This window comes from uncultured Shewanella sp., from assembly GCF_947501665.1.
GTDB lineage: Bacteria > Pseudomonadota > Gammaproteobacteria > Enterobacterales > Shewanellaceae > Shewanella.
This window is the reverse complement of the sequence record NZ_CANMWS010000027.1, coordinates 59427-81517: the sequence shown is the minus strand read 5'-3', so window position 1 is coordinate 81517 and position 22091 is coordinate 59427. Positions and strand designations below refer to the sequence as shown.

At 38.4% G+C, this 22091-nt stretch carries 18 protein-coding genes and 4 tRNA genes; 10 read left to right on the top strand and 12 right to left on the bottom strand.

The window, feature by feature from the left end:
- Positions 1-199 precede the first annotated feature (199 nt).
- Together Q0976_RS18965 and Q0976_RS18960 are read right to left on the bottom strand one after the other, a co-directional pair.
- Complete coding sequence (locus Q0976_RS18965; RefSeq protein WP_299495443.1) at positions 200-736, bottom strand: DUF924 family protein; 537 nt, start codon at positions 734-736, stop codon at positions 200-202.
- Positions 737-766: 30 nt separating this feature from the next.
- Positions 767-1327, bottom strand: a complete 561-nt coding sequence (locus Q0976_RS18960; protein ID WP_299495442.1) for a GNAT family protein — start codon at positions 1325-1327, stop codon at positions 767-769.
- A 166-nt stretch (positions 1328-1493) separates the two neighbouring features.
- Here Q0976_RS18960 and Q0976_RS18955 point away from each other — a divergent pair, with 166 nt between their 5' ends.
- The 4 genes from Q0976_RS18955 (at position 1494) to Q0976_RS18940 (ending at position 4047) form a co-directional block, all read left to right on the top strand.
- Positions 1494-2162, top strand: a complete 669-nt coding sequence (locus tag Q0976_RS18955; RefSeq protein WP_299495441.1) for a VTT domain-containing protein — start codon at positions 1494-1496, stop codon at positions 2160-2162.
- 1 nt (position 2163) lies between these two features.
- Entirely contained in the window at positions 2164-2673 is a 510-nt protein-coding gene (locus tag Q0976_RS18950; RefSeq protein ID WP_299495440.1) for a zf-TFIIB domain-containing protein, read from the top strand.
- Between the two features lie 344 nt (positions 2674-3017).
- The gene (locus Q0976_RS18945; protein ID WP_299495439.1) at positions 3018-3203 is read left to right on the top strand and encodes a hypothetical protein; all 186 of its coding nucleotides are present in this window, start codon (positions 3018-3020) and stop codon (positions 3201-3203) included.
- Between the two features lie 391 nt (positions 3204-3594).
- Positions 3595-4047: a hypothetical protein gene (locus Q0976_RS18940; protein ID WP_299495438.1), complete on the top strand. Its 453-nt coding sequence runs from the start codon at positions 3595-3597 to the stop codon at positions 4045-4047.
- A 190-nt stretch (positions 4048-4237) separates the two neighbouring features.
- Here Q0976_RS18940 and Q0976_RS18935 read toward each other — a convergent pair whose 3' ends face one another.
- Both Q0976_RS18935 and Q0976_RS18930 read right to left on the bottom strand, forming a co-directional pair.
- Complete coding sequence (locus Q0976_RS18935; RefSeq protein ID WP_299495437.1) at positions 4238-4528, bottom strand: YciI family protein; 291 nt, start codon at positions 4526-4528, stop codon at positions 4238-4240.
- Positions 4529-4538: 10 nt separating this feature from the next.
- Complete coding sequence (locus Q0976_RS18930) at positions 4539-4994, bottom strand: GNAT family N-acetyltransferase (protein WP_299495436.1); 456 nt, start codon at positions 4992-4994, stop codon at positions 4539-4541.
- Positions 4995-5606: 612 nt separating this feature from the next.
- On the opposite strand from Q0976_RS18930, the gene Q0976_RS18925 reads away from it, so the two are divergent.
- From Q0976_RS18925 to Q0976_RS18905, 5 genes are all read left to right on the top strand, one after another.
- A complete protein-coding gene (locus Q0976_RS18925) occupies positions 5607-6458 on the top strand; it encodes an alpha/beta hydrolase (protein ID WP_299495435.1) in 852 nt (283 codons plus the stop codon).
- Positions 6459-6587: 129 nt separating this feature from the next.
- Complete coding sequence (locus Q0976_RS18920) at positions 6588-6839, top strand: DUF2999 family protein (RefSeq protein WP_299495434.1); 252 nt, start codon at positions 6588-6590, stop codon at positions 6837-6839.
- 91 nt (positions 6840-6930) lie between these two features.
- On the top strand, positions 6931-7323 hold the full coding sequence (locus tag Q0976_RS18915; protein ID WP_299495433.1) for a DUF296 domain-containing protein: 393 nt from the start codon (positions 6931-6933) through the stop codon (positions 7321-7323).
- A 369-nt stretch (positions 7324-7692) separates the two neighbouring features.
- On the top strand, positions 7693-8202 hold the full coding sequence (locus Q0976_RS18910) for a hypothetical protein (RefSeq protein ID WP_299495432.1): 510 nt from the start codon (positions 7693-7695) through the stop codon (positions 8200-8202).
- An 890-nt stretch (positions 8203-9092) separates the two neighbouring features.
- Positions 9093-9434 (top strand): hypothetical protein, encoded by a 342-nt coding sequence (locus Q0976_RS18905; protein WP_299495431.1) that lies wholly within the window; start codon positions 9093-9095, stop codon positions 9432-9434.
- A gap of 648 nt (positions 9435-10082) precedes the next feature.
- Here the strand turns inward: Q0976_RS18905 and Q0976_RS18900 are convergent.
- From Q0976_RS18900 to uvrY, 6 genes are all read right to left on the bottom strand, one after another.
- A tRNA-Leu gene (locus tag Q0976_RS18900) sits at positions 10083-10168 on the bottom strand.
- 80 nt (positions 10169-10248) lie between these two features.
- Positions 10249-10322, bottom strand: a tRNA-Cys gene (locus tag Q0976_RS18895).
- 32 nt (positions 10323-10354) lie between these two features.
- Positions 10355-10430: transfer RNA gene (locus Q0976_RS18890), tRNA-Gly, on the bottom strand.
- A gap of 231 nt (positions 10431-10661) precedes the next feature.
- On the bottom strand, positions 10662-11210 hold the full coding sequence (pgsA, locus tag Q0976_RS18885; protein WP_299495430.1) for a CDP-diacylglycerol--glycerol-3-phosphate 3-phosphatidyltransferase: 549 nt from the start codon (positions 11208-11210) through the stop codon (positions 10662-10664).
- Positions 11211-11403: 193 nt separating this feature from the next.
- Complete coding sequence (uvrC, locus tag Q0976_RS18880; RefSeq protein WP_299495429.1) at positions 11404-13233, bottom strand: excinuclease ABC subunit UvrC; 1830 nt, start codon at positions 13231-13233, stop codon at positions 11404-11406.
- Positions 13234-13374: 141 nt separating this feature from the next.
- On the bottom strand, positions 13375-14019 hold the full coding sequence (uvrY, locus tag Q0976_RS18875) for a UvrY/SirA/GacA family response regulator transcription factor (protein WP_298775010.1): 645 nt from the start codon (positions 14017-14019) through the stop codon (positions 13375-13377).
- Positions 14020-14563: 544 nt separating this feature from the next.
- Here uvrY and Q0976_RS18870 point away from each other — a divergent pair.
- Positions 14564-19102: an REJ domain-containing protein gene (locus Q0976_RS18870; protein WP_299495428.1), complete on the top strand. Its 4539-nt coding sequence runs from the start codon at positions 14564-14566 to the stop codon at positions 19100-19102.
- Positions 19103-19252: 150 nt separating this feature from the next.
- On the opposite strand, the gene Q0976_RS18865 is transcribed toward Q0976_RS18870, so the two are convergent.
- Positions 19253-19343 (bottom strand) — tRNA-Ser (locus tag Q0976_RS18865).
- Positions 19344-19616: 273 nt separating this feature from the next.
- Positions 19617-22085 (bottom strand): hypothetical protein, encoded by a 2469-nt coding sequence (locus Q0976_RS18860; RefSeq protein ID WP_299495427.1) that lies wholly within the window; start codon positions 22083-22085, stop codon positions 19617-19619.
- Positions 22086-22091 lie beyond the last annotated feature (6 nt).

The following is a 22091-nucleotide window of genomic DNA, read 5'->3' as shown; positions in this document are numbered from 1 at the left end:
AGTGTACTTCTCCTGCAAAATCTTAGCCTATAGAATCATCCCCTCTCTATTAGCACCGACCACCGACTTAAAAGTGTCAATCGCATTGTTTGAGCAATGCAAGTTCATCAGCTGTGAAATAGCTAAAACTTAAGTGTACTTCTCCTGCAAAATCTTAGCCTATAGAATCATCCCCTCTCTATTAGCACCGACCACCGACTTAAAAGTGTGAATTGGGCTGTTTAAGAAATGCGATTTCATCAGCTGTGGACTCTCGGCCTAAAATAGCATTGCGATGGGGATAACGGCCAAACTGTTCAATAATAGCCTTATGTTGATATTCATAGTCAACACTCGATTCTACGGCTCTTCGCTTAAATAACGGCAACGCCATTTCATGGATTAACAAGGATTCGCTATGCATCATTGGCATATACAAAAAACTACACTCAACACGTGTTAATGCTGTATCAGCCCTTTGAGTAACCGCTTCTTGGCATAACGCCAAGGCAAGTGAGTCGGATGAAAACGCTTGTGGGCTATCGCGATACATATTTCTTGAAAACTGATCAAGCACAATAATTTCGGCCAATCGTCCTTTAGGGGTTTGCCGCCAAGCATAAAGCTCTCCCCTGTTCGCTTGAACATGCAATGAGGAAAATGTATCTTTAATCAGTTGATCAAACAAAGGATCTTTTGTCCACCACTGATCAGGTCTTATCTCTTCAAACCAAAATTGTAATACTTTTTGGTACATAAGATCTCCTTTTGATATATTCGTTTGAACTTAATCTTTACCTCCATGAGTCTGCTCTTGGTATTCAGTTTTCAGCAAAGCATAAACATACTCATCTCCCCACGCGCCTTTAAAGAAAATATTCTTAATGAAGTGGGCTTCTCGTCTAAAATGAAGTTTCTCAACGAATTGGCATGATGCACTATTTTGAGGATCCGTTATGGCTATTACTCGATGTTTATTCAAGGTATTAAATAGATAAAACAATAATGCCTTTACCGCTTCATAAGCGATCCCTTTACCTTGAAACTGAGGCGCTATCGTAAATCCTATCTCAACTTGTTGAGTATCAATAAAATGTAATGCCAAATCTCCCATCAATCCATGAGACGCTTTGTCCACTATCGCTAATTGATACCAATGCGCTTCTTGCCCAAAAGACGCATAATCCGTTCTCGCTAATAAAGCTTGTGCATCCGCTAAACAATAATCTTCACTCCAACTTTGATACTTCGCGACTTCTGGCATGGCTCGATATTGGCTAAAGATCAATAGATCATTTTCAGAAAAAGCCCTTATGAATAAACGCTCAGTCATTAATTCAGGACACATCACACATCACCTTAATGATAATAAATAATAATTAATCCTAAATTATTATTAAAAAAATAGCTACACAACATATGGTTAAACTATCTATCCGTTTTTCTTAAGGATAAAAACATATAGTTACAGGTCAACACTAGGTATTTTTACGCTTTTAGTAAATAATCTGTCCATGCAATATTTAGCCATATTCATTGATTTTATTTTACATTTAAATACCCACCTTAATGCTCTCGTCGAACATATGGGAAATTGGTCTTATCTATTATTTTTCCTTATTATTTTTGGTGAGACTGGCTTCATTATTTTCCCCTTTTTACCGGGTGACTCTTTATTATTAGCGCTAGGTTACTTGGCCAGTCTCGGCACATTGGATATTACAATACTATTACCTTCATTAATGTTTGCTGCAATATTAGGTAATACCGTGAATTACTTCACAGGTAAATGGTTAGGCTCGAAAGTCTTTCACTTTCCTCGCTCCCGCTGGTTCAACCCTTTTCACCTGCAAAAAGCCCATCATTTTTATCAACGATACGGCGGCATAGCACTTATTTTTGGCCGCTTTATCCCTATCGTACGCACTTTTGTTCCATTTATTGCTGGCATTGCAGCCATGAACTGGCGGCGATTTCAATTTTTTAATGGAATAGGCTCATTAGCTTGGATTGCGATCCTTATTGAAGTAGGCTATTTTTTAGGTCATATACCGATTGTCAAACACCATTTAAGTGCAATCATATTAGGCATTATTGTGATTTCTATTCTGTTACCCATTTTCGGATGCATGATACAGAATAGAAAAAAGAAAACAGAAGAAAACTCATTATCGGAAAAATGATATGCGATGCCCAAGAACAGGCTCAACGCTTAAACCAGTCCAAGTCGGTGGTATCACTGTCGATATTTCACTCACTTGTGGTGGCGTATTTTTTGACCACTTAGAGTTACAGCATTTCGATGAAAAGCATGAACGCCGCGGTCAAGTGTTAGTGGAACATTTAAAACAGTTTGTCCCACCAAAGTTAGACTTAACGCAGCGTATTCAATGTCCTAAATGTATAGATGTCACCATGCAGAGACACTTCTATAGCCCGAAAAAAATCATTGAAGTCGATGAGTGTCCTAGTTGTGGCGGGTTTTGGTTTGATTACGGCGAACTGGAAAAAATAAGAACACTCTTTCCAACAAAAGCCGATAGAGAAAATGCTTCAAGAGCATTTGAAGAAAATATCCTTCACAGTGCAAAATACCATGATCATATCCAGCACTTAGAAGCAAAAGAAGCTATGTCTCACAGGATAAGCAATATAAAGAAAATCAATTCTTTTTTATACTTATTTAATCCCTAACATCACTCTAAGTAAATAATATCCGTTTTTATTTAACTTAAACTCGGGATATATCAAAAATCATATTGTTTATGAATACAAAACAATCAATCAACTTTAACAAAAGAGAAACTTGATGTAACACATCAAAAAAAAATTTCTTTCTTATCTGCTTTTTATGCAGATAATTAACTCACTCTTTTTTGTATACAAAAAACGCTTTTTACCCCTTAAAACTCTGAGTAATTGCTCAATTATGATACAATTTATAACACCTATCAACTTTGACAAAATAAAATTCCATGCTATAAACGGCCTAAAGAATAATAAATTTGTAATATTAAAGTAATTTAGGGATTTCAACCATGGCATGTAATTTAGATGAAGATATAAAATTTTTTTTACAAAAACAAAAACTTAAAATAAAAGAGAATATCGAAAACACAGGGATAAAGCAGTATTTCACTCAAGAAGATTCTGGCGATGTAAAAGCCATCACTGAAGAAAAAAGTGTACTTAATTTAGATACAAATTTATTTTCTCAATCTTAATAGCTCATTGACCCTTATTAGGTGCACATTACCTCCTAGTCTGAAAAATGAGCTGTATTCAATCCAACAATAAATTGCCCGCCTAAAGTAACAAAATCAAGTATTAGCAAAACTCATCACTTTTTGAAGGCTCCGCCCTCAATCAAGAAACATAAGCCGCTAAGCAAGATATTGCCTCATACTCGTCTAAAAATAATAAATAAGCTCTTTTAAATATGAAGTTTTCAGTTAACTAAATAAGTTATCTTTATTCATAATTAATTCGGTTTAGCTAATATTTAAAAGATAACCTTTAGGCTTGAGTATATCAGTATTACTTGCTAACGTTGTAATGTTAACGAATAGTTAAACAGTGTTAGTCGTACTGAAAAATAAACCTGAAGGAGAAAACATGGAAGCATTAGTCAAATATGCGCCAAAGCAAGCAGGAGAATTATTTCAATACCGTTCTAAATCACTTGTCTGCGATCAATATAAACAAGATGAACAATATCCCGATCTTTACTATGCTGGCTCCTCTTACCTTAACCTAGAAACAACAGAACACCCCAACCATATTGCTTATTACATTGCAGGTAATCAAACACAATGCCATACCTTTAGATTAATATTAAATATCAACGATATTGCTTACATGCCTGCCGATAAAGAGTATTTGCTGGCTTGTGCTAAAGACCTTTATTTATATGTATTTGATTGCCAACTTGATCCCCGCATCATTCACGCAATCAAACACGGCGATGATATTCAATTTATCTACAAAAAGACCAATGTCAGTTTGTATAAAAAAGACTGGTCTGCTGGTGCTATCAATGGATTTGAGCTTGAATTTAGTATCGGCTAATTGACTATATTTTACACCAACCCATCTGATTAATTAAAAGGTATATAACGTTTTATTAGCCCCCCTTGGCAAGGATGCCAATTTCGTTTGTCATCTCCACCGATACTAATCTCTAATCATTATCATCGCTGACTATCCATACACTCGACAGTAATAACATGCCACCGACCTTGATTAATATTATCTAAAATTAAGCCTTATTTAGAAAATCAAGCTCAAAGGCCGTCTTAGTCGGTATAAATTCAGTGACGTCATAATGCGCGATGCCATTTTGCTTGAAAGGATCTGCATTTAATATATCATTTAACACTTCTCGACTGTCAGCAAGGGCTAAAATCACGCCTCCGGTACGCGGCTCCTTTCGCCCAGAAGCCAAGAAATGCCCCGCGGTATACTGCGCATCTAAATAGGTGATATGTGCAGGTAAATGTATTTCCACTTCACTTAAATCAACCAAATACGTCAAGGACACAACAAACATTAACTCCTCCTTACCCTTTACCAATAGGCAATATTATTTTCTCAAAAAAGAGCAATACCTTACCATCGATATTTTTTTGTTTAAATTGATGGTAACCTAATTTTTTATAAAGATACAGTCCTCGAAGATTACTTTCAAATACATCTAACCAGATCCGTTGAGCCTTCAACACTGATTGGCAATACGCTTCCATTTTATGCATTGCAAGCTGGCCGATCCCCCGCCCTTTTACAGCAATGACAATACGCCTAAATTCAATCGAATCATGGGGCTCTAGTGACAATATAATGAAACCAACAAGTAATGCCCCTTCAAATATAGAAAGATAAACAATACCACTATTAGTCATTTCATACTGATGTTTATCATGCTCATAAGGCATAATATAGGGGGCTGTTTCTACGTCATTCTCCATTGTCACAATGAGCGGAATGTCTTCAATACGCGATAATTTTAATTCAATCATAATGTTACTCTCTAATCGATTGTTTTTTCTTCCCTGCATCTAAAATGGATAATCCCGCTTCTGTTGGCATATATTCGCTCTCCGCTTTCGCTTGAACTCATTTTGCCTAACCGTCAGCTTCCGCTATTTAAATTTACTTAGCTCACTATGCCTTTTTGAGTAAAGCTTGAGCGTTTAACACCATTTTATAAACCTTGAATTTAGTCCAAGCCCAACAAGTAAACACAAAAAATAATGCTAATGACAACCAAGAAAACCATCGTTCCTAATACTATCACTTACCTATTTTGATACCACATGTCTACTTCGACTTAATCGCAGTTTATTAATAACGCCATCATGCATATCAATGACAATTTTTTATCCGCCAAATGAGATGCCAACACACCTATCACATTAAAATATATGATAAACACTGATAGGTGACAATCAATTGCTCCACTTATTTGTATGACAAATAAGTGGAGCAATTGATAATGAAAAACTTAAGAAGAAATACTAACCATCGCAAGCTATAATTAAACAGCTAAGCACCAAAAAGACCATTCTAACGCCCTTAAACCGAACCACTCACCCTGAGTATCTAAGGCCAACATTCTGTAGGATATGAATATGACCAACTTTAAGCGTCATAGCCATTATTTTATCACTAATGATAATGTAAAATTACATTATATTGAGCAAGGATGCGGGCAGCCCATTGTTCTCCTTCCCAGCTGGAGTCTCAATACCGAAATATACACATATCAAATTCAACAATTAAGCAAAAAATACCGAGTCATTGCACTTGATATGAGAGGACATGGTCAATCACAAAAAGTCGATTATGGCTATAAAGTTTATCGACTCGCCAAAGACTTATATGAATGCCTTGAACATCTAAACTTACAAGATGCGACCTTACTTGGCCACGCAGTTGGTGCATCCATTATTCTATGTTACTGGGAACTTTTTGGTAAAAAGCATATAAACAAACTCATTTTATTAGATAGAGCCGTGACCCCAATATTAAACCCAACTTGGTCAAAAGATGACATATTAGCATTTGGTCCAACTGCAAATACCACCACAGTAATGCAGCTATCTCATCAAATAACCCACTCTGGCGGAAAACAATATCAAAAAATACTGCTCAATTGCATGTTATCAAAAAATATTACTCACGATGATAAACAACGCATACTCGACTGCAGCTCGAACATACCAGATATTGGTGCAGCACAACTCTTTTATGATAATTATCATCAAGACTGGCGAAACACGATCAAACACATTTCTCTTCCTACTTTAGTGATTGCTGGACGAGGGAGCCCTATCTCACTTTCTTCCCAAGTTTGGCTCAGTCAACAAATCGAACAAGCAAAATTAGTGGTGTTTGAAGTAAAAGAAGGGGGAAAACACTTTCCTTTTATCGAAAACCCAATTAAGTTTAATCAAGTTGTTGATACATTTATGCAATGCTAAATACTAAAAATAACCTAACTAAACCAGAAAAAGATCGCCAACAAGCCTTTCTGTATTGAGCGTTACTTTGATAGAATATATTCACTTACAGTCAATATTACTCAAATTATCAACTCAAAAGGTCAGTGAATGAATCCTATCCTTGCACTCTTAAAAGAACATAATGTCAGTGACGATCAAACCCGCTCAGTATTTCAAGCATTAACTGAAAATCCACTCATGGCAATGACCACAGTACAGGAATTAGGGATCCCACAAGATAAATTACAATCCTTAATGATGTTATTAATGCAACAACCTAACTTAATTAAAGAGGCCGTCGAAGAACTAGGTCTTGATTTCTCAAAAGTTGAAGCAGCAAAAGCAAGCTTAAATAAATAAAAACAATGGTCTATGAAGCGCTTTTATCAACTCGCTTCATAGGCCATTTAACACACTTTATTAGCTTTAACGACAATAGAACGTGATAAATATGATAACACCCATAGCAGTCCGTCTTATACAAGGCACAGATTTAAAGGAAGCCATTCATCAGCAGATCATACTCAACCAAATAAAAGCTGGAAACATTGCCTCATGTGTAGGCAGTTTATCCATGCTCAAAATACGGCTCGCAGGTGCACTAAACACATTAACACTGCAAGAGCCGCTCGAAATCGTCTCAATCATGGGTACATTAACGCCTAAACATGCTCATATTCATATCTCGGTTGCCAACCAAAAAGGCGAAGTGCTAGGAGGTCATTTACTGGATGGTTCCATCATAGATACAACGGGTGAGCTCATTATTCATAGTTACCCACAACTCACTTTCTCACGGGAATATGATGCCAACACAGGGTTTACTGAACTGTCTATTTCTTAAAGCCAACCATTAACTCAGTCAATATGTTGTCTAAGAAAACATCGATGAGCATATTCTTAGCCTCTATACTCAAAAATAATAATACTCTAGATAAGAATAAATAGTGTTCTTCATCCATTTTACTCAGTAAAAATACGGTATGAGAGTAATATAAACTAACTTAAAATAATACCATTCAACATTATTTATATTTTGTTACACATATTAACTTACACACTTTCATATGTATGTTACTTTTTATTAAATCAAGAAGATATTATTGTTTATCATAGGCGATATTTTCGCTTATCTATACTGTTTTAATATTATTTATTGACAATAATAAAATAAACCATTGCAATTCAACACAATTGAAAAGGATATCATACCATGTTGAAAAGAAATAAAACCATACTTAAGTTCCCCACTTCTGCGATAAATATCACCCATCCAATTTATGGAAAAATTGTTTTATTGGATGAATCAAAAAATCCATCAGGTACCCATAAAGATCGCATGGCTCAAACGATTATTACTGTATATCAAGATATGTTACTAAGTAATGATACTTTAAGATTATCTTTAATATCAAGTGGTTCTGCAGCTTATGCGATACAAATTGCCTTAACTAAAAATAAACTCCCCTCGCTAAAAGTATTAATTGACTCTTCAAGAAAAGAAATCGACATACTGAAAAAAATAGGCTGTGAAATATATACCTGTGATCTTGAGTCTAACGTATTATCATCAACTGATATTTTAGCACTCACAAACAATGAAAAAGGAATCGAAATCACATCCAATATGGCGATTAATCCCTATAATAATTATTACAAGGATTTCGTTTCCAACCTTTCTCATTATCAATCTGGTTATATTTTTGTGCCTTATGGAACCTGACACCTTTATGGAAGCTTTTTATCGAGTGACATTTTTGATGAACCTTTTAATGTCAATATAATAGGAGGTAAAACACATTATAAATATTCAAAGGCTGATAAACTATACGCACCATTTAACCCCTTTTCCATAATCGATAAAAATTTTATTACAACTAAAATAGCGATGAAAAAATAGGAAAATACTCATCTATTAGTGAGTTCACAGAAACCTCACTGGAAGAGGCAATATTACTGGCTAGAAACAACCAACTTAACCTTGAGCCTTCTGCATTAGGAGGATTAGCGATAATGATTGATATGTTTAATGATCATTTATTAAATTATCACGATAAAAAATTAGTAGTCCTCACAGGAAAAAGTAAAATATATTCAGAACTTAACCAAGAAAATAAAATAGCTTAACCTCACTATTTTAAAAGGATTAAGCCATTTTTTCAGATTCACCTAAAAGGATGGTTAAACGACTCTAAAATATCCTTACAAGTAGCTTAACGACTTATCTAGGTTTTGTAAATCACCATTGATGACAAATAAAAAGTGAATCATTAATTATTCATATTCAATGCCATTATGTGTTTTCATCAATTTCCAACCAAAGCTCGAATCACACCATTAGCATCACTTCGACTTTGAACAAGAGCTAGGCTATGGAGCTTAAAAATAAGCCTGTCCTATATTTAACTTTAACCCATAGGAATTAACTTCACATTGAATAGAACCTCACCATTTAATGGCCAACTAAAAAATACAGATTTTATTAGCCGATCTAGATCCCCCAATATACCCCTAAATATTATCTTACAACTACATTCAAAACCTATTTTAATTACAACTCACAAAATATTAACTAAAATACAGAATATCCCTATAAGATATAAGGTACATTTCATGGCACTTATTCAGTGCAGTCAATGTCAACAACTCATCTCAAAAGACATTTCAGCTTGCCCACTTTGCGGGCATCCAAATGAGCAACAAACTCAATCACCAGTAATCAACTCAGAAAACACAAGGAAGATATCATGGCCACTATTATTGGGAATTATCTTTATACCTTATATTTTTACTTGGTTCATTCTTCGAAAAGGCTATCGGATCACTAGTCAAGCTATCGCTTTGGGCTGGTTAGCCTTTATGTTGTATTTTATGGCCATCGAATTCTATGATCCCAAACATCACCAAATACACTCAGAACAACCAGTCATCATCGATGTCAAAACGACGCCATAAAACTTAATTTCATTCTATCAATATTCGTTGGCTAAAATTCACATATTAATTTGTAATAATACCAATCTAAGTAAGTGATCATTAAGCGGGAATGTAAAATGCGGTAGGCAAGGTCGTTAATTGCTCCTGCTTTAACTGACATTCCCACCATCTGATGTTTACGGATGAACAAATGGCGTGTTCATAGGGATGTGGATGAACGGCCATGGCGGTCGCGGCAGTTTGACGCTAATCGTTATTCTATATCGAAAACAGACAACGCAGCATAACGTATTTTTAAACCTGCACAGAGTGAGTCCCTCTGGCATTTCACTTCTATGTTGCATTAATTTGAAAAGAAATGACCCTTACTGCATCAATGCGCCTTGAATCGAAAAGCCTGAGAGGCTCTGAACTGATCATTGACTTACTTAGGTTGGTATAATAATTCAATCGAAAAGCAATGGGTCATCTATGGAAAGGTATTTAAAAGCTACGAAGGCATTGTTAATAGCATTTGTCATACTTGGAATACGATTAACCAGAGTACAGAAAGAGTCACTAGAAAGTGGGCAACGTTGATCCGATAATTTTTCTACGCTTACTTGCTTATCAACCTGCAAAACAGACACAAAAAAGCCCTGATATTAATCAGGGCTAATGTAAAAATGGTACCCGAGGCCAGACTTGAACTGGCACGCCTATTAAGCGAGGGATTTTAAATCCCTTGTGTCTACCGATTCCACCACTCGGGCAAAACTGTTTGAATAAGATGAAACGTATTATCGATAGTTAATACTGTAATTTAACAAAATTACTCAACTTTTTCTAAATTTGGAGGCGCGACCCGGAGTCGAACCGAGATCGACGGATTTGCAATCCGCAGCATAGCCATTCTGCCATCGCGCCAAATTTTTATTCCAATTCTTTTATCAAGAATTTGGAGCGACATATCGGGTTCGAACCGATGACCTATACCTTGGCAAGGTATCGCTCTACCAACTGAGCTAATGTCGCCTTTTAACCTTGTGGTTAATACTCTTAAATGATGTGAATAAAATAGTTTTGCTCACTTCGTCTTGAGTACGGGATGGCATTCTACCGATTTATGACAGAGAGTCAATCGTCAATTTCATGATTAGCAACTGACTGCGCACAAAACCAACGACACGATGGTATTCCCTCCTACTTGCATAAAAAAGGCTCACAAATGTCAGCCTTTTTTATCAAAAATACACATACAAAACATTACTCAGCAGTCAAATCACTCCATGCTGCACGAATATAACTTATCATCGACCAAAAAGTCAGTATGCTGGCAATGTAAAATAAAGAGTATGCTGTATAGATAATAAAATTATTTGGTTGCCAGATTAATCCGATAATGGCTATCATTTGTGCCGCCGTTTTGTATTTTCCAATCCAAGAAACCGCCACTTTTCCCCTTTTACCAATCTCAGCCATCCACTCTCTCAATGCCGAGATGACAATTTCACGCCCAATCATAAATAATGCGGGTATCGTTAACCAAATACTATTATATTGCCCTACCAGTAATACCAGTGCAGTAATCACCATTATTTTATCTGCAACAGGATCTAAAAAAGCACCAAAACGGGTTGATTGTTTTAATTTTCTGGCTGCATAACCATCCAGTGCATCCGTTAAGGCTGCTAACCAAAAGACAAAAGCCGCGGCAAAAGATGCCCACGTCTCAGGTATGTAAAAAAGCACAACAAAAACAGGTAAAAGTAATAACCTGAACAGGGTTAACGCAATGGGTACATTAAAGGGCATTGATAAAACCTATTATCTAAAAAGCAGCGCCAATCTTGCCTTAATTTCAAGACACCCGCAATGCATACTCGGGGATAATTAACGCTTTGCCTCATTTCTAACCATGTTTCACTGTTCAGTGAAACCCTATAAACTTTATCCAACAAAAAGATACTTTTGTCACTATAACAAGAAAAAAGCAACCTCTTTCATATTACTCTTTTAGTGAATCATGAATAAGCTGAGCCATATCATTACTGATCCCAGGTACTTTTGCTAATTCTAACACACTTGCCCCTTTTACCCCTTGAAGTCCTCCTAAATATTGCAATAAAGCCTTTCGCCGTTGAGGCCCCACACCAACAATAGACTCCAATGTAGAGGTATTACGAGTTTTTTGGCGCTTATTACGATGCCCTGTGATCGCAAAGCGATGAGATTCATCACGAATATGTTGAATAAGGTGTAATGCACCTGAATCGTGAGCTAAATTAAAGGCCGTTTCAGTTGTGCCATAAATTAATGTTTCAAGACCCGGTTTACGCCCTTCTCCTTTCGCCACACCTATCAGCATAGGTGGATTATCAAGATGTATACACTTTTCATCCACGACTTGCTGGGCAATACGAAGTTGGCCAATCCCCCCATCAATAAACAAAATAGTCGGGACTTTACCACCCGGTTTTATCTTATCAAATCGTCGACTAATCGCTTGTTTCATCGCAGCATAATCATCACCAGGGGTAATATCGGTAATATTATATCGTCGATAGTCCGCTTTTAATGGCCCTTCACGATTAAATACGACACAAGAGGCAACCGTACTCTCCCCCATTGTGTGACTGATGTCAAAACATTCCATTCGTTGGATTGCTTGTGTCGTCTCCAATGCTTCTTCCAATAGAGTAAAACGTTGCTCAACTGTACTTTTGTGGGACAAACGAGTATTAACGGCATGGGTGGCATTTGTATGGGCTAACTTAACAAATCGAGCCCGCTCGCCCCTTACTTGAGTTTTAATCTGCACTTTCTTATCCAATACTGCATCAATAGCCTGTTCAAATAATCCCGTTTCTTGAAAATCATTGCTTAATATAATTTCTTTGGGCACACTGCGTTGACTGTCAGTATTGAGATAAAATTGTAATATAAAGCCATGCAAGACTTCTGACAATTCTGTTTTTGCTGGCACACTTGGATAATAACTTCGACTGCCAAAGATTTTACCCTCACGAATAAAAAGTAAATGAAAGCACGCCACACCAGAGGCATAGTGTGCACCAATCACATCCATATCACCTGATGCATTAGACACTTCTTGTTGCTCAGTCACTCGCCTTAATGCCGTAATTTGATCCCGCAAACGGGCCGCCATTTCATATTCCAGCTTGGCAGCAGCTAAATTCATTTTATCCACTAAAGCCGACATCACTTGTTTGTCTTTCCCTTTCAAAAACAAACTGGCTAACATCACTTGTTCCTGATAATCACTTTCACTAATTTTGTCCACACAAGGTGCACTACAGCGATTAATTTGATATTGTAAACAAGGACGTGAACGAGATTTATAATACAGATCATCGCATTGCCTGATAGGGAAAAGGGTTTGCATTAAATGCAAGCTTTCTCTCACCGCTCCCCCATTGGGATAAGGACCAAAATATTGGCCTTTCTCACGTTTAGTCCCTCTATGATAAGCCAATCTAGGGTGCTTATGCTGACTCAAAAGAATATAAGGATAGGATTTATCATCTCTAAGTAATACATTGTATTTTGGCATGTATTGCTTAATATAATCATTTTCTAGAATCAATGCGTCAGTTTCACTGTGTGTCACTGTCACATCTATATGCTTAATATGCCTCACTAGGGCCTGGGTTTTAACATTGGGAATATTTTTACGAAAATAAGAAGACAAACGTTTTTTTAAGTCTTTCGCTTTGCCAACATAAATGACAGTCTGATTTTCACCATACATACGATAAACGCCAGGAGCTGAACTCACCGTTTTTAAAAAATCCACCGCATTAAATTCACCCACCATGAATATAACTTCTCATCCTCTTAATGACACATAGCATTTTAACCCAATCACAAGCCCTCACTAAAGCCTATGGCACAAACAAAAAGCGCTTATGAACAATAAGCGCCTTTAAATGTATTTAAAACTCAATCACCAAACTCATTAAAACTGTCCAGTATCTAACATTTTATAGCGAATAGCCAAACGCGTTAATTCAACATCGCCACCAATACCCAACTTAGCAAACAAACGATAGCGATAACTATTTACGGTTTTTGGGCTTAAGTTTAATTGCTCAGAAATATCACTCACTTTTTCACCATTAGTGATCATAATCATTATCTGTAATTCCCGTTCAGATAATGATTGGAATGGGTTATCTTCAGTTGGATTAAATTGGCTCAGTGCCATTTGCTGAGCAATTTCAGGGGAGAGGTAACGCTGCCCGTGCGCCACCTGCCTAATAGCTTGTAATACTTCCGGTGGCGTAGCACCTTTCGTTAAATAACCTGATGCACCAGCCTGCATGACTTTTGTTGGAAATGGCTCTTCAGTATGGATCGTTAACACAATAATTTTAGCGTGCGCTTGATAACGCAATATTTTACGTGTCGCTTCTAAACCACCAATCCCAGGCATATTCATGTCCATCAAAATCACATCAGCTTCATTTTGACGACTCCATTGCACCGCCGTTTCACCATCACAAGCTTCACCAACGACCCTAATACCACGTTCATCTTCCAAAATACGTCTGATACCCGTTCTAACCAGTTCATGATCATCGACTAAATATACAGAAATCAAATTATCTCTTCCTTCCGACATAAACGCGTAGAGGCAATCGCCTCGAAAAATAAGTTATAAGTAATTTATCCCATCTATTATGAATTAGAAAGGAGAATTTACCAATTGCTAAGCATATGAAATACAATAAAAGTGTAAACGATTCACTTAGCAGAAAATTCATACAATTATGCTCTGATACCCCTCAAAAAAATGAACCAGTAAAAGAGCCCACTCTAGGTAATGTCTCAGCTGCACGTTCATTTTCGTATCAAATAAGCAGAAAACACATTTTACTTTTCACTCATTCAAAATGAAAAAATAGCAAACAAAATATAAAGACGACCCAAATAATATAAACATAAAAAAGAATAAAGCAGAGTCTATTATGATCACGCCATTTCAAGTCGATCAGAATAATGAATAAATCGGTTCTCACCACAATACTCAATAACTAACCTTGAAACTCATTCTAAGGTTAACTATGTTTATTAACATAAAAAACAAATCAAACATACACAACAAAATATTCTAATAAAATGTTCCATCATTAGGGGAAATGGCTATGCGGCGCGCACTCATATTGATACTCGTTATATTACTGACTGCTTGCAGTGATGGTTCTGACAGAGAGTATCCCCTGTCGATGCCCATTGCCGATGCAGGTCATAGCATGACATTATCGCAATACGCTACCGCCGTTTTAGATGGCAGTGGATCTTATGACCCTAGTGGTAACCCCCTCACCTTTAATTGGCGTATCCTTAGCCAGCCCACCGGCAGCACCAGTGATCTCAGTGATACCACTAGCCCCTATCCCAGTTTATATTTAGATAGCCTGGGCGATTATGAAATACAATTGATAGTGAATAATGGCAGTAGCAATAGCGCACCAGTGACGGTAAAAATCAGTGATACCGATTCAATTCCTGTCGCAAACGCAGGTTATGATCGAAAAGTAGACGGTACTAATCCTATTACTCTTAATGGCAGTTTAAGTTTCGACACTGATGGTGATCAACTCAGCTATCAATGGACGATGGTATCCAGTCCTTCTGGCAGTTTATCTAAGCTAATACGGGCTAATTCACCTTATCCTATATTGATACCCGATAGTTCTGGAACCTATACATTTGAACTGGTTGTCTCAGATGGTAGCAACACCAGTTTGCCCGATACCGTGATCGTCACGGATCAAAATATCACCCCAGTCGCGAACGCGGGTACAAGTACGACTTTTGTCACCGGACGAGCGGTTAATCTTAATGCTAGTCGCTCCTTTGACATGGATGGCGATAACTTAACATTTCAGTGGCTGATCGTTTCTGCCCCCACAAACAGCACTGCGACACTGCTGAACAGTACCTCCGTCATTGCCTCTATAACGCCAGACGTTTCAGGTGACTACATTATCTCACTAGTTGTTAATGATGGGAAAACCAGCAGTCCTGTGACCTCTGTCACCTTACATAGTGATAACCAGCCACCTCTCGCCAACGCTGGACGAGATTTAATCAGTCAAATTGGCCAACTAGTGCACCTTGATGGTAGCGGATCAACCGATGCCGATGGTGATCCCTTAGAGGCACGTTGGTCCTTCGTCTCTAAGCCTAAAAATTCAGCCTCAATACTAGCCGATATCCATACTCTACAGCCCACCTTTATTCCAGATTCTGCAGGCGATTATGTGGTGCAATTAATCGTATATGATGGACACTATTTTAGTATCGCTGATACCGTCACCATTTCGACAAATAACTTAGCGCCAACGGCCCATGCAGGTGCCAATCAAACCGTTATCACGGGTCAACAGTTCAACCTTGATGGTTCACAATCAACTGATCCTGAAGGTTCTTCGTTAACCTATATTTGGAGCGAGATTTCCTCCCCACAAAGCAGCACGGCAACATTATCAAGTACAACTGCTGTCACACCAAGCTTCACCCCTGATGTTTCGGGCCACTATGTGTTCCAACTGATCGTCTCTGATGGCAGCCACAACAGTCTACCTGCTACAGTCGTCATCTCTGATAGCAATCTCCCTCCTATCGCTGAGGCTGGCCCCGATCAAAGTGTTGCCACGAGTTATATGGCCACGCTCGACGGTACCATGTCAATCGATCCTGAGTCTCAACCCTTAAGCTACCGCTGGGTATTATTATCCAATCCTATCGGTAGTACGGCTGTCATCATTAACAGTAATAACGCCATTGCATCATTAATACCAGACCGCATAGGGGATTATGTGGTGCAGTTAACCGTAGAAGACTCTGATGGGCAAAAAAAATCTGACGTGTTAATAATCCGTGATTCGGTTAGCAATACCATCCCAGTCGCCGATGCGGGAACCGATCTACGCGTCGATTTAGGTACCAATATTGTATTGGATGGTTCAGGCTCATTTGATGCCGATGGGGATCCTCTTCATTATACGTGGTCAATGGTCAGCCGCCCTTCTGGCAGCACCGCACAATTAGTCAATAATACGACTAGAAACCCGAATTTCCTCCCCGATGTCGATGGTGATTTCATTATTCAATTGGTCGTGAGTGATACAAAAAGTACCAGCCTTCCAGACACGATTATCATTCATGATACAAAAAAGAATTTACAGCCAAAAGCGCATATTAGCGCCGCATCGATAGGCGTGACATTAACCACCGTTTCTCTCGATGGTAGCCAGAGTTCCGATCCTAACGGGGATGCACTGAGTTATCACTGGACAATCCTCAGTCAACCTGTTGGCAGTGGCGCGACATTAAATGATACCACTTTGGCAATGCCACACTTTACTCCTGATATTGCAGGTAACTACTTAATAGCATTACAGGTTAATGATGGGTTATTGACGTCATCACCTATATCAAAGACAATCACGGTTAATGATCCCGCAAAAGGCTCAGCTATTCCCTTGCCAAGCGGCCATAACTTAATGATGATAAGTGCAACTGGGGGGGAGAGCGGCACAGGCGCGCTAATTTCATTAAGAGAAAGTTATTTATCACAAAGCACTGAAATTATCAGTTTCCACGGAGTACCCGGATTCTTTGAAAAAGGCCCCGACCAAAGTCTGGTTGCGCATCCCAATACGATGACACTGTATAGTTTACAATCAGAAACCGGTGTCTTTGGTAGTGGAGCTATTTTCACCTTAGATCCTAAAACACAAGCGCTTCAATTATTCACCAGTATTCCAAATTTTAACATCAACGGAAATCGCATTCGCTTCGCCGATTCCAAATTGCTATTTCACCCCGATGGCAAGTCTCTTTATGCGTATTCAAAGCTCGGCGGAGTAAACAATGCAGGCTTATTACTTCATATCAATACCGACTCTGCAAATGCAAACTATAAAGACGTCTCTGTTATCGGTGAAATAGGCGAAAGTATCGGCAGTTTTACTGGTTCTGTATCATCCGGCCATAGTAACTTAATGTGGAATGGGCCCAACAAGCTATTACTGACTTTTGGTTTTTCTCGTTTACAACCTTCGCGCCCCGTTATTGAATTTACGGCATCAGATGCTAGTGATTTAGCACAGCCTTGGCAAATATCTATTTTTGTCAATAATACTTGGAGCCGAGGACGTCATATTGCTGTTGACAATGACAGCTTTGTCAACGTGACATCCATTTCTCCTCCGCTAGTGGAAGGCGTAACCCGCAGCGGAGGGAGTGGTTATACTATCCGAGATTGCTCTGATCCAGTAGGGGCTTTTTTTTGGCTTGACCCTGATGTATTTATTCTGTGTACCGGTAACAGTGTTAATGCCGCTACATTATATAAAACCAATATGGGAGCTGCAAGACCGAGCTTAGAACGAGGTTTTTCTAATTGGACTGACATTGATATTAACGGCCTAGTGGCATCGAAGGTTGGTGCGAGAATGTATATTACTGTTAATGACGAAAATGCCTATACCTTTGTCGATTTACCTGCGGGATCATTACCCTCATCATTCACCATACAGGCCCCTTTTCTCAGTGAGGTAACCCAGCCCAATTATAGTGATCGCTCAGCTATCACTGGCGGGAGCGATCGAGGAAGCTACTTTATTGGTGACCCGGCGATAGTCAATGATCCTACCGATAATATCAACGACCGCTACGTGTCAGTATTGAGCTATGATGGCGGTGATTATGGTCAGGGTGCCGTACTAACCTATGATAGGGGAGATTTCTCAGTAAAAATGGCTTCATTAGGTTTTGAATCGGGAGGATTTCCATTTGGTCGTGCAGTAAAAACATCCACTGGAGATTACCTTTTTTCCGTTATTTCAGCACGCACCAGCCGATTCTCTGGTTCAATACTCCGTTATGATTCTGCATTAGGTACGTTAACCTCAATCACTACCCCTAATCGAGTCCGCCCAGGAATTAGCCTCGCTGAATCTGCTCAAGGAACACTTTATGGGCTGGGGATTGATTTATTCTATAAACGTTACCAACTTTTTTCACTCGATGGCGCAACGCTTACCTTTCAATCACTCAAAGACCTCGATACGACTGCCGATGTGGTGCCAGAATATGAAGTGATTATGGATAATGATCATCTTTGGTTCTTTAATGATACGCGGCTTTATTGCTATGACACGCTAACTCATCAACAATACTCATATGACTTTACCACCGTAGGTGCGAATGTTCCCGTTAGAGCAATTGCCTTTAAGAGCGCCGGTGGAGAGGGCTTTTTTGCCACTCGCGACAATGCAATGTCTGGGCAAGGTACTATCCAACGTTTGAGCAATAACTGTACCACCCCCACCATTAGTGATGCCATTACTGGCTTAACCGACTTACCTTCTACTGCGTTATTTTCAGCTTCTGATGGGCATTTCTACTACGGTACTCAAGGTGGCAAGTTAATGCGCTTCGACTCGACTAATGATAGTACGTTACAAGTCGCTGATTTTGGGCTGACCAGTGTCGTCGGTTTTTTAACAGAAGATTCAAACGGCGATATTGTCGGAGTCGTCTCAGATGGCAGTGGCCATAATGATAAGTTATTTGCTTATACCCTGTCGAATAGCGCCGTCGTCACTCAAGTCGTTCCCGCTGATAAACCTATCGATACTCACTATCCTGGGGTTACTGAAATCAATTAGTCGGTCATTAGAAACAAAAAAGGCAACCCGTTAAGGCTGCCGTTTTTGTTTTAATATGTGTTCCGTCCTGAGATAAGGATTTGAACCCTACATAAGCGAGTTACAAACACAAAAAAGCCGCTAAATCATTAGCGGCTTTTTTGCTTAATATGGCGGAGAGATAGGGATTTGAACCCTAGATGGGCTACAAACCCATGCCGGTTTTCAAGACCGGTGCATTCGACCACTCTGCCATCTCTCCAAGCGGAAGGGATAATACCTTTGCGCTGACTTGCTGTAAACAAAAAAATGCCACTATAGATCCGTTTGGTTGTTTTGCCATCAAATTTGATTGAATACTACCATCCCACACTGACATTATCCTTGGACTTTGCCGTCATTAACAATCCAATCGCTTACTCTATGAAAAGGCTAAACGTCCTAATTCTTAAACTCAATTCAGCTAAAAACAGCCATTCCTGCTATAAAAAGAAATGGCCGTTAATGGGTAAAAACCCCCTCCTTATTGATTCATTTAATAATGATTGGTTTGATTCATCGTTTTCACATATTCAAGACGTAAATCCGCACTAACTGGACCCGCATTTCGACTTGCTTTCAACAATTGAGTACCGATAATCCAGCCCCAACCTTGCCATTTGTTTACTTTATTTTGCTCCTGAACAATTCGAAAAACAGCTAATGACTCAGCAAACTGACTTCCAAGTACGCACCCTTCTAACGATTTAGACATAAATGAACCACCGACACCACCAGCAACGCATCCGCCTAAGCCTAAAGTCGCGCCAACACCAAGTGCTGTTCCAATTTTAGAACGCGCTTTTAAATTCCATTCAGCAGCAATATCGTACCATGGAACTACATACGCACTCCCGGTCAATGTAAAATTACCTATAGGCAACTTAGGTGTTCGAACACCACCAAACCCCCATACCCCTATCGCATATTCAAAGCCACTATTTTTGCGTGTGATACTTTCATCATACCGAGTAATATCACCGTCTTTTAAGACAAATTTAAGCTTAACATTGTGCACTCGGCTGGTCCCAAATGCGATACTCCCTCCAGGATAATAATCGGGGTTTAATTGAAAGGCACTAACAAGATCGTCTGTCCCCGTCCCCAGTTCTACTTCGTCACGAATACCCACACTGACTTCCATAATCAGTGCCCGACAATGAAAATTACTGCAATCCGTGACATCATAGTAATCTTCTAAACCGGTTCCAGGCCTAATCCAACGAGGAAAGGTAAAAGTCGTATCAATCACCGCAGTGGTACTGGTGAACCCACTTGAAGTACTTGCACCGACCCGTGAACGAAAACGTAGTTTAGATTTTTTCTTTTTAAGATAAGTATTGGTTGCCCAAAGATTATTATTCGTCTCTAAAACCACATCCTCATTTGTCAAAGGCAACTGATATTGCGCATTAATCGTCTGAGCATGAGTATTTGTATAAACATTATCAATAAACGTTTCCCAATCAGTATCATATTGTTCTATTGCATTAGCTGCCATTGCGCCTGCATCATCAGTTACCTGACACAAAGAAAGGTTTGGATTGTTTTTACAGATCTCTTTGCCCATTAAATGAAACAATTCTTCAATATAAATCAGTTTCGCATCATTGATTGCATCATCTGCTAGTGCTTCATTAAACACTAAATTTAAATTGTTATAACCATTAGCAAAAAGTTTTTCATTTAACAAGATAATATAATCCGTATCGCTAGACAAAATAACACCTAGCCCTCCACTTAAAAACGTATCGCTCACGATATAAGGTACTCTTGGGTCAACATTTCCTGCTGACGATATCAGTGTATCTCCACTTAAGTAATCAGAATATTTTGCAAGTAACGTATCACGTAAATCTGTTGAAAAGTTATCATTTTCAAACCAATAAGCTGGGCCATAAGCATGAGCTAAAATAGCATGAATGTTACGTTTAAAACGCCACTGCTCTGCCTCTGTAGAATGTGATAAATACCCTAAGTCATCCATTAAATCATTAATCTCAGAGTCGTCTGAATCACAAATGATAGGTAACGATATACGCGAGCATGCTGCCGTTGGATTGGTATGATAGCTATAATGGCTCTCAACAATATTATTACGAATATCATTAATACTGTCATATTGAACAAAAGGCTCAGTAATGACGATTTGTGTTTCATCATCTATTTTTGATTGATTAATCATACTTTTAATAAGCGGTTGAGTCAGGAGTTTATTGGCCTCTTTAGTCATGTCTAACATATTAGTAAAAGCGGTTTGTAAAATAGCCTTGCGATTGCCATTTATATATCTGTTTAGCTCTTTATACTGCTTCAAATTAGACTCTAAACTATTTGCCAAATTAGTCAGCATACCCAAACCAGAATTTGAACATATTGCGTAGGCTTCATCTTCTCCGATAAGGTTAACGTCTTCACCTGTTGATTGTGTATATGCCACAAGCATAGGAGACATCGCATATTCAGAGTTTTTAGCAGCCCAAACACATAAACTGAACATTTCATTAAGTAATTCGAGTTGAAACTCCATCCATTCTCTACCCGATGCCGCAATAGCATCCCCTGCTGTAGTCAAACCATCAACTGTTTCATCTCTAAAAGTGGTCCATGCTGAACCTAATTGCGCATCTGATACGCCATATTTTTTAGCTATAGCATTAAGATCACCTACAGCATTGCCCATAGTCAATGACACATTGCCATTGCCTAACGCGGTAGCTAAATCTCTCGTTTGATAATAAGGTTCAGTAATCACCGCAAAATTATCAAATGTCCCCGTAACACCCGATGTGATGGTTTTATATTGATCAACATATGTCGCTTTTATAGAACGGCCAGAAAAAGTATTCTTAACACCATTCCAAAAATCTGAGTACCATGCAGCATTAACACTTTGAGTAAAAAAAGCGGATACAGTAGCCACTAAAATAACGTTAATATAATATTTTTTTATTAGTCTAAACATATTCTA

Coding starts and splice junctions, on each gene's coding strand:
- uvrC (WP_299495429.1), bottom strand. CDS start 13,233: ATGGTGGGTGAATTTAATGCGGTGGATTTTTTAAAAACGGTGAGTTCA.
- Q0976_RS18950 (WP_299495440.1), top strand. CDS start 2,164: ATGCGATGCCCAAGAACAGGCTCAACGCTTAAACCAGTCCAAGTCGGT.
- Q0976_RS18870 (WP_299495428.1), top strand. CDS start 14,564: ATGCGGCGCGCACTCATATTGATACTCGTTATATTACTGACTGCTTGC.
- Q0976_RS18945 (WP_299495439.1), top strand. CDS start 3,018: ATGGCATGTAATTTAGATGAAGATATAAAATTTTTTTTACAAAAACAA.
- Q0976_RS18960 (WP_299495442.1), bottom strand. CDS start 1,327: ATGTGTCCTGAATTAATGACTGAGCGTTTATTCATAAGGGCTTTTTCT.
- Q0976_RS18860 (WP_299495427.1), bottom strand. CDS start 22,085: ATGTTTAGACTAATAAAAAAATATTATATTAACGTTATTTTAGTGGCT.
- pgsA (WP_299495430.1), bottom strand. CDS start 11,210: ATGCCCTTTAATGTACCCATTGCGTTAACCCTGTTCAGGTTATTACTT.
- Q0976_RS18920 (WP_299495434.1), top strand. CDS start 6,588: ATGAATCCTATCCTTGCACTCTTAAAAGAACATAATGTCAGTGACGAT.
- Q0976_RS18925 (WP_299495435.1), top strand. CDS start 5,607: ATGACCAACTTTAAGCGTCATAGCCATTATTTTATCACTAATGATAAT.
- Q0976_RS18935 (WP_299495437.1), bottom strand. CDS start 4,528: ATGTTTGTTGTGTCCTTGACGTATTTGGTTGATTTAAGTGAAGTGGAA.
- Q0976_RS18905 (WP_299495431.1), top strand. CDS start 9,093: ATGGCACTTATTCAGTGCAGTCAATGTCAACAACTCATCTCAAAAGAC.
- Q0976_RS18965 (WP_299495443.1), bottom strand. CDS start 736: ATGTACCAAAAAGTATTACAATTTTGGTTTGAAGAGATAAGACCTGAT.
- Q0976_RS18955 (WP_299495441.1), top strand. CDS start 1,494: ATGCAATATTTAGCCATATTCATTGATTTTATTTTACATTTAAATACC.
- Q0976_RS18940 (WP_299495438.1), top strand. CDS start 3,595: ATGGAAGCATTAGTCAAATATGCGCCAAAGCAAGCAGGAGAATTATTT.
- Q0976_RS18930 (WP_299495436.1), bottom strand. CDS start 4,994: ATGATTGAATTAAAATTATCGCGTATTGAAGACATTCCGCTCATTGTG.
- Q0976_RS18910 (WP_299495432.1), top strand. CDS start 7,693: ATGTTGAAAAGAAATAAAACCATACTTAAGTTCCCCACTTCTGCGATA.
- Q0976_RS18915 (WP_299495433.1), top strand. CDS start 6,931: ATGATAACACCCATAGCAGTCCGTCTTATACAAGGCACAGATTTAAAG.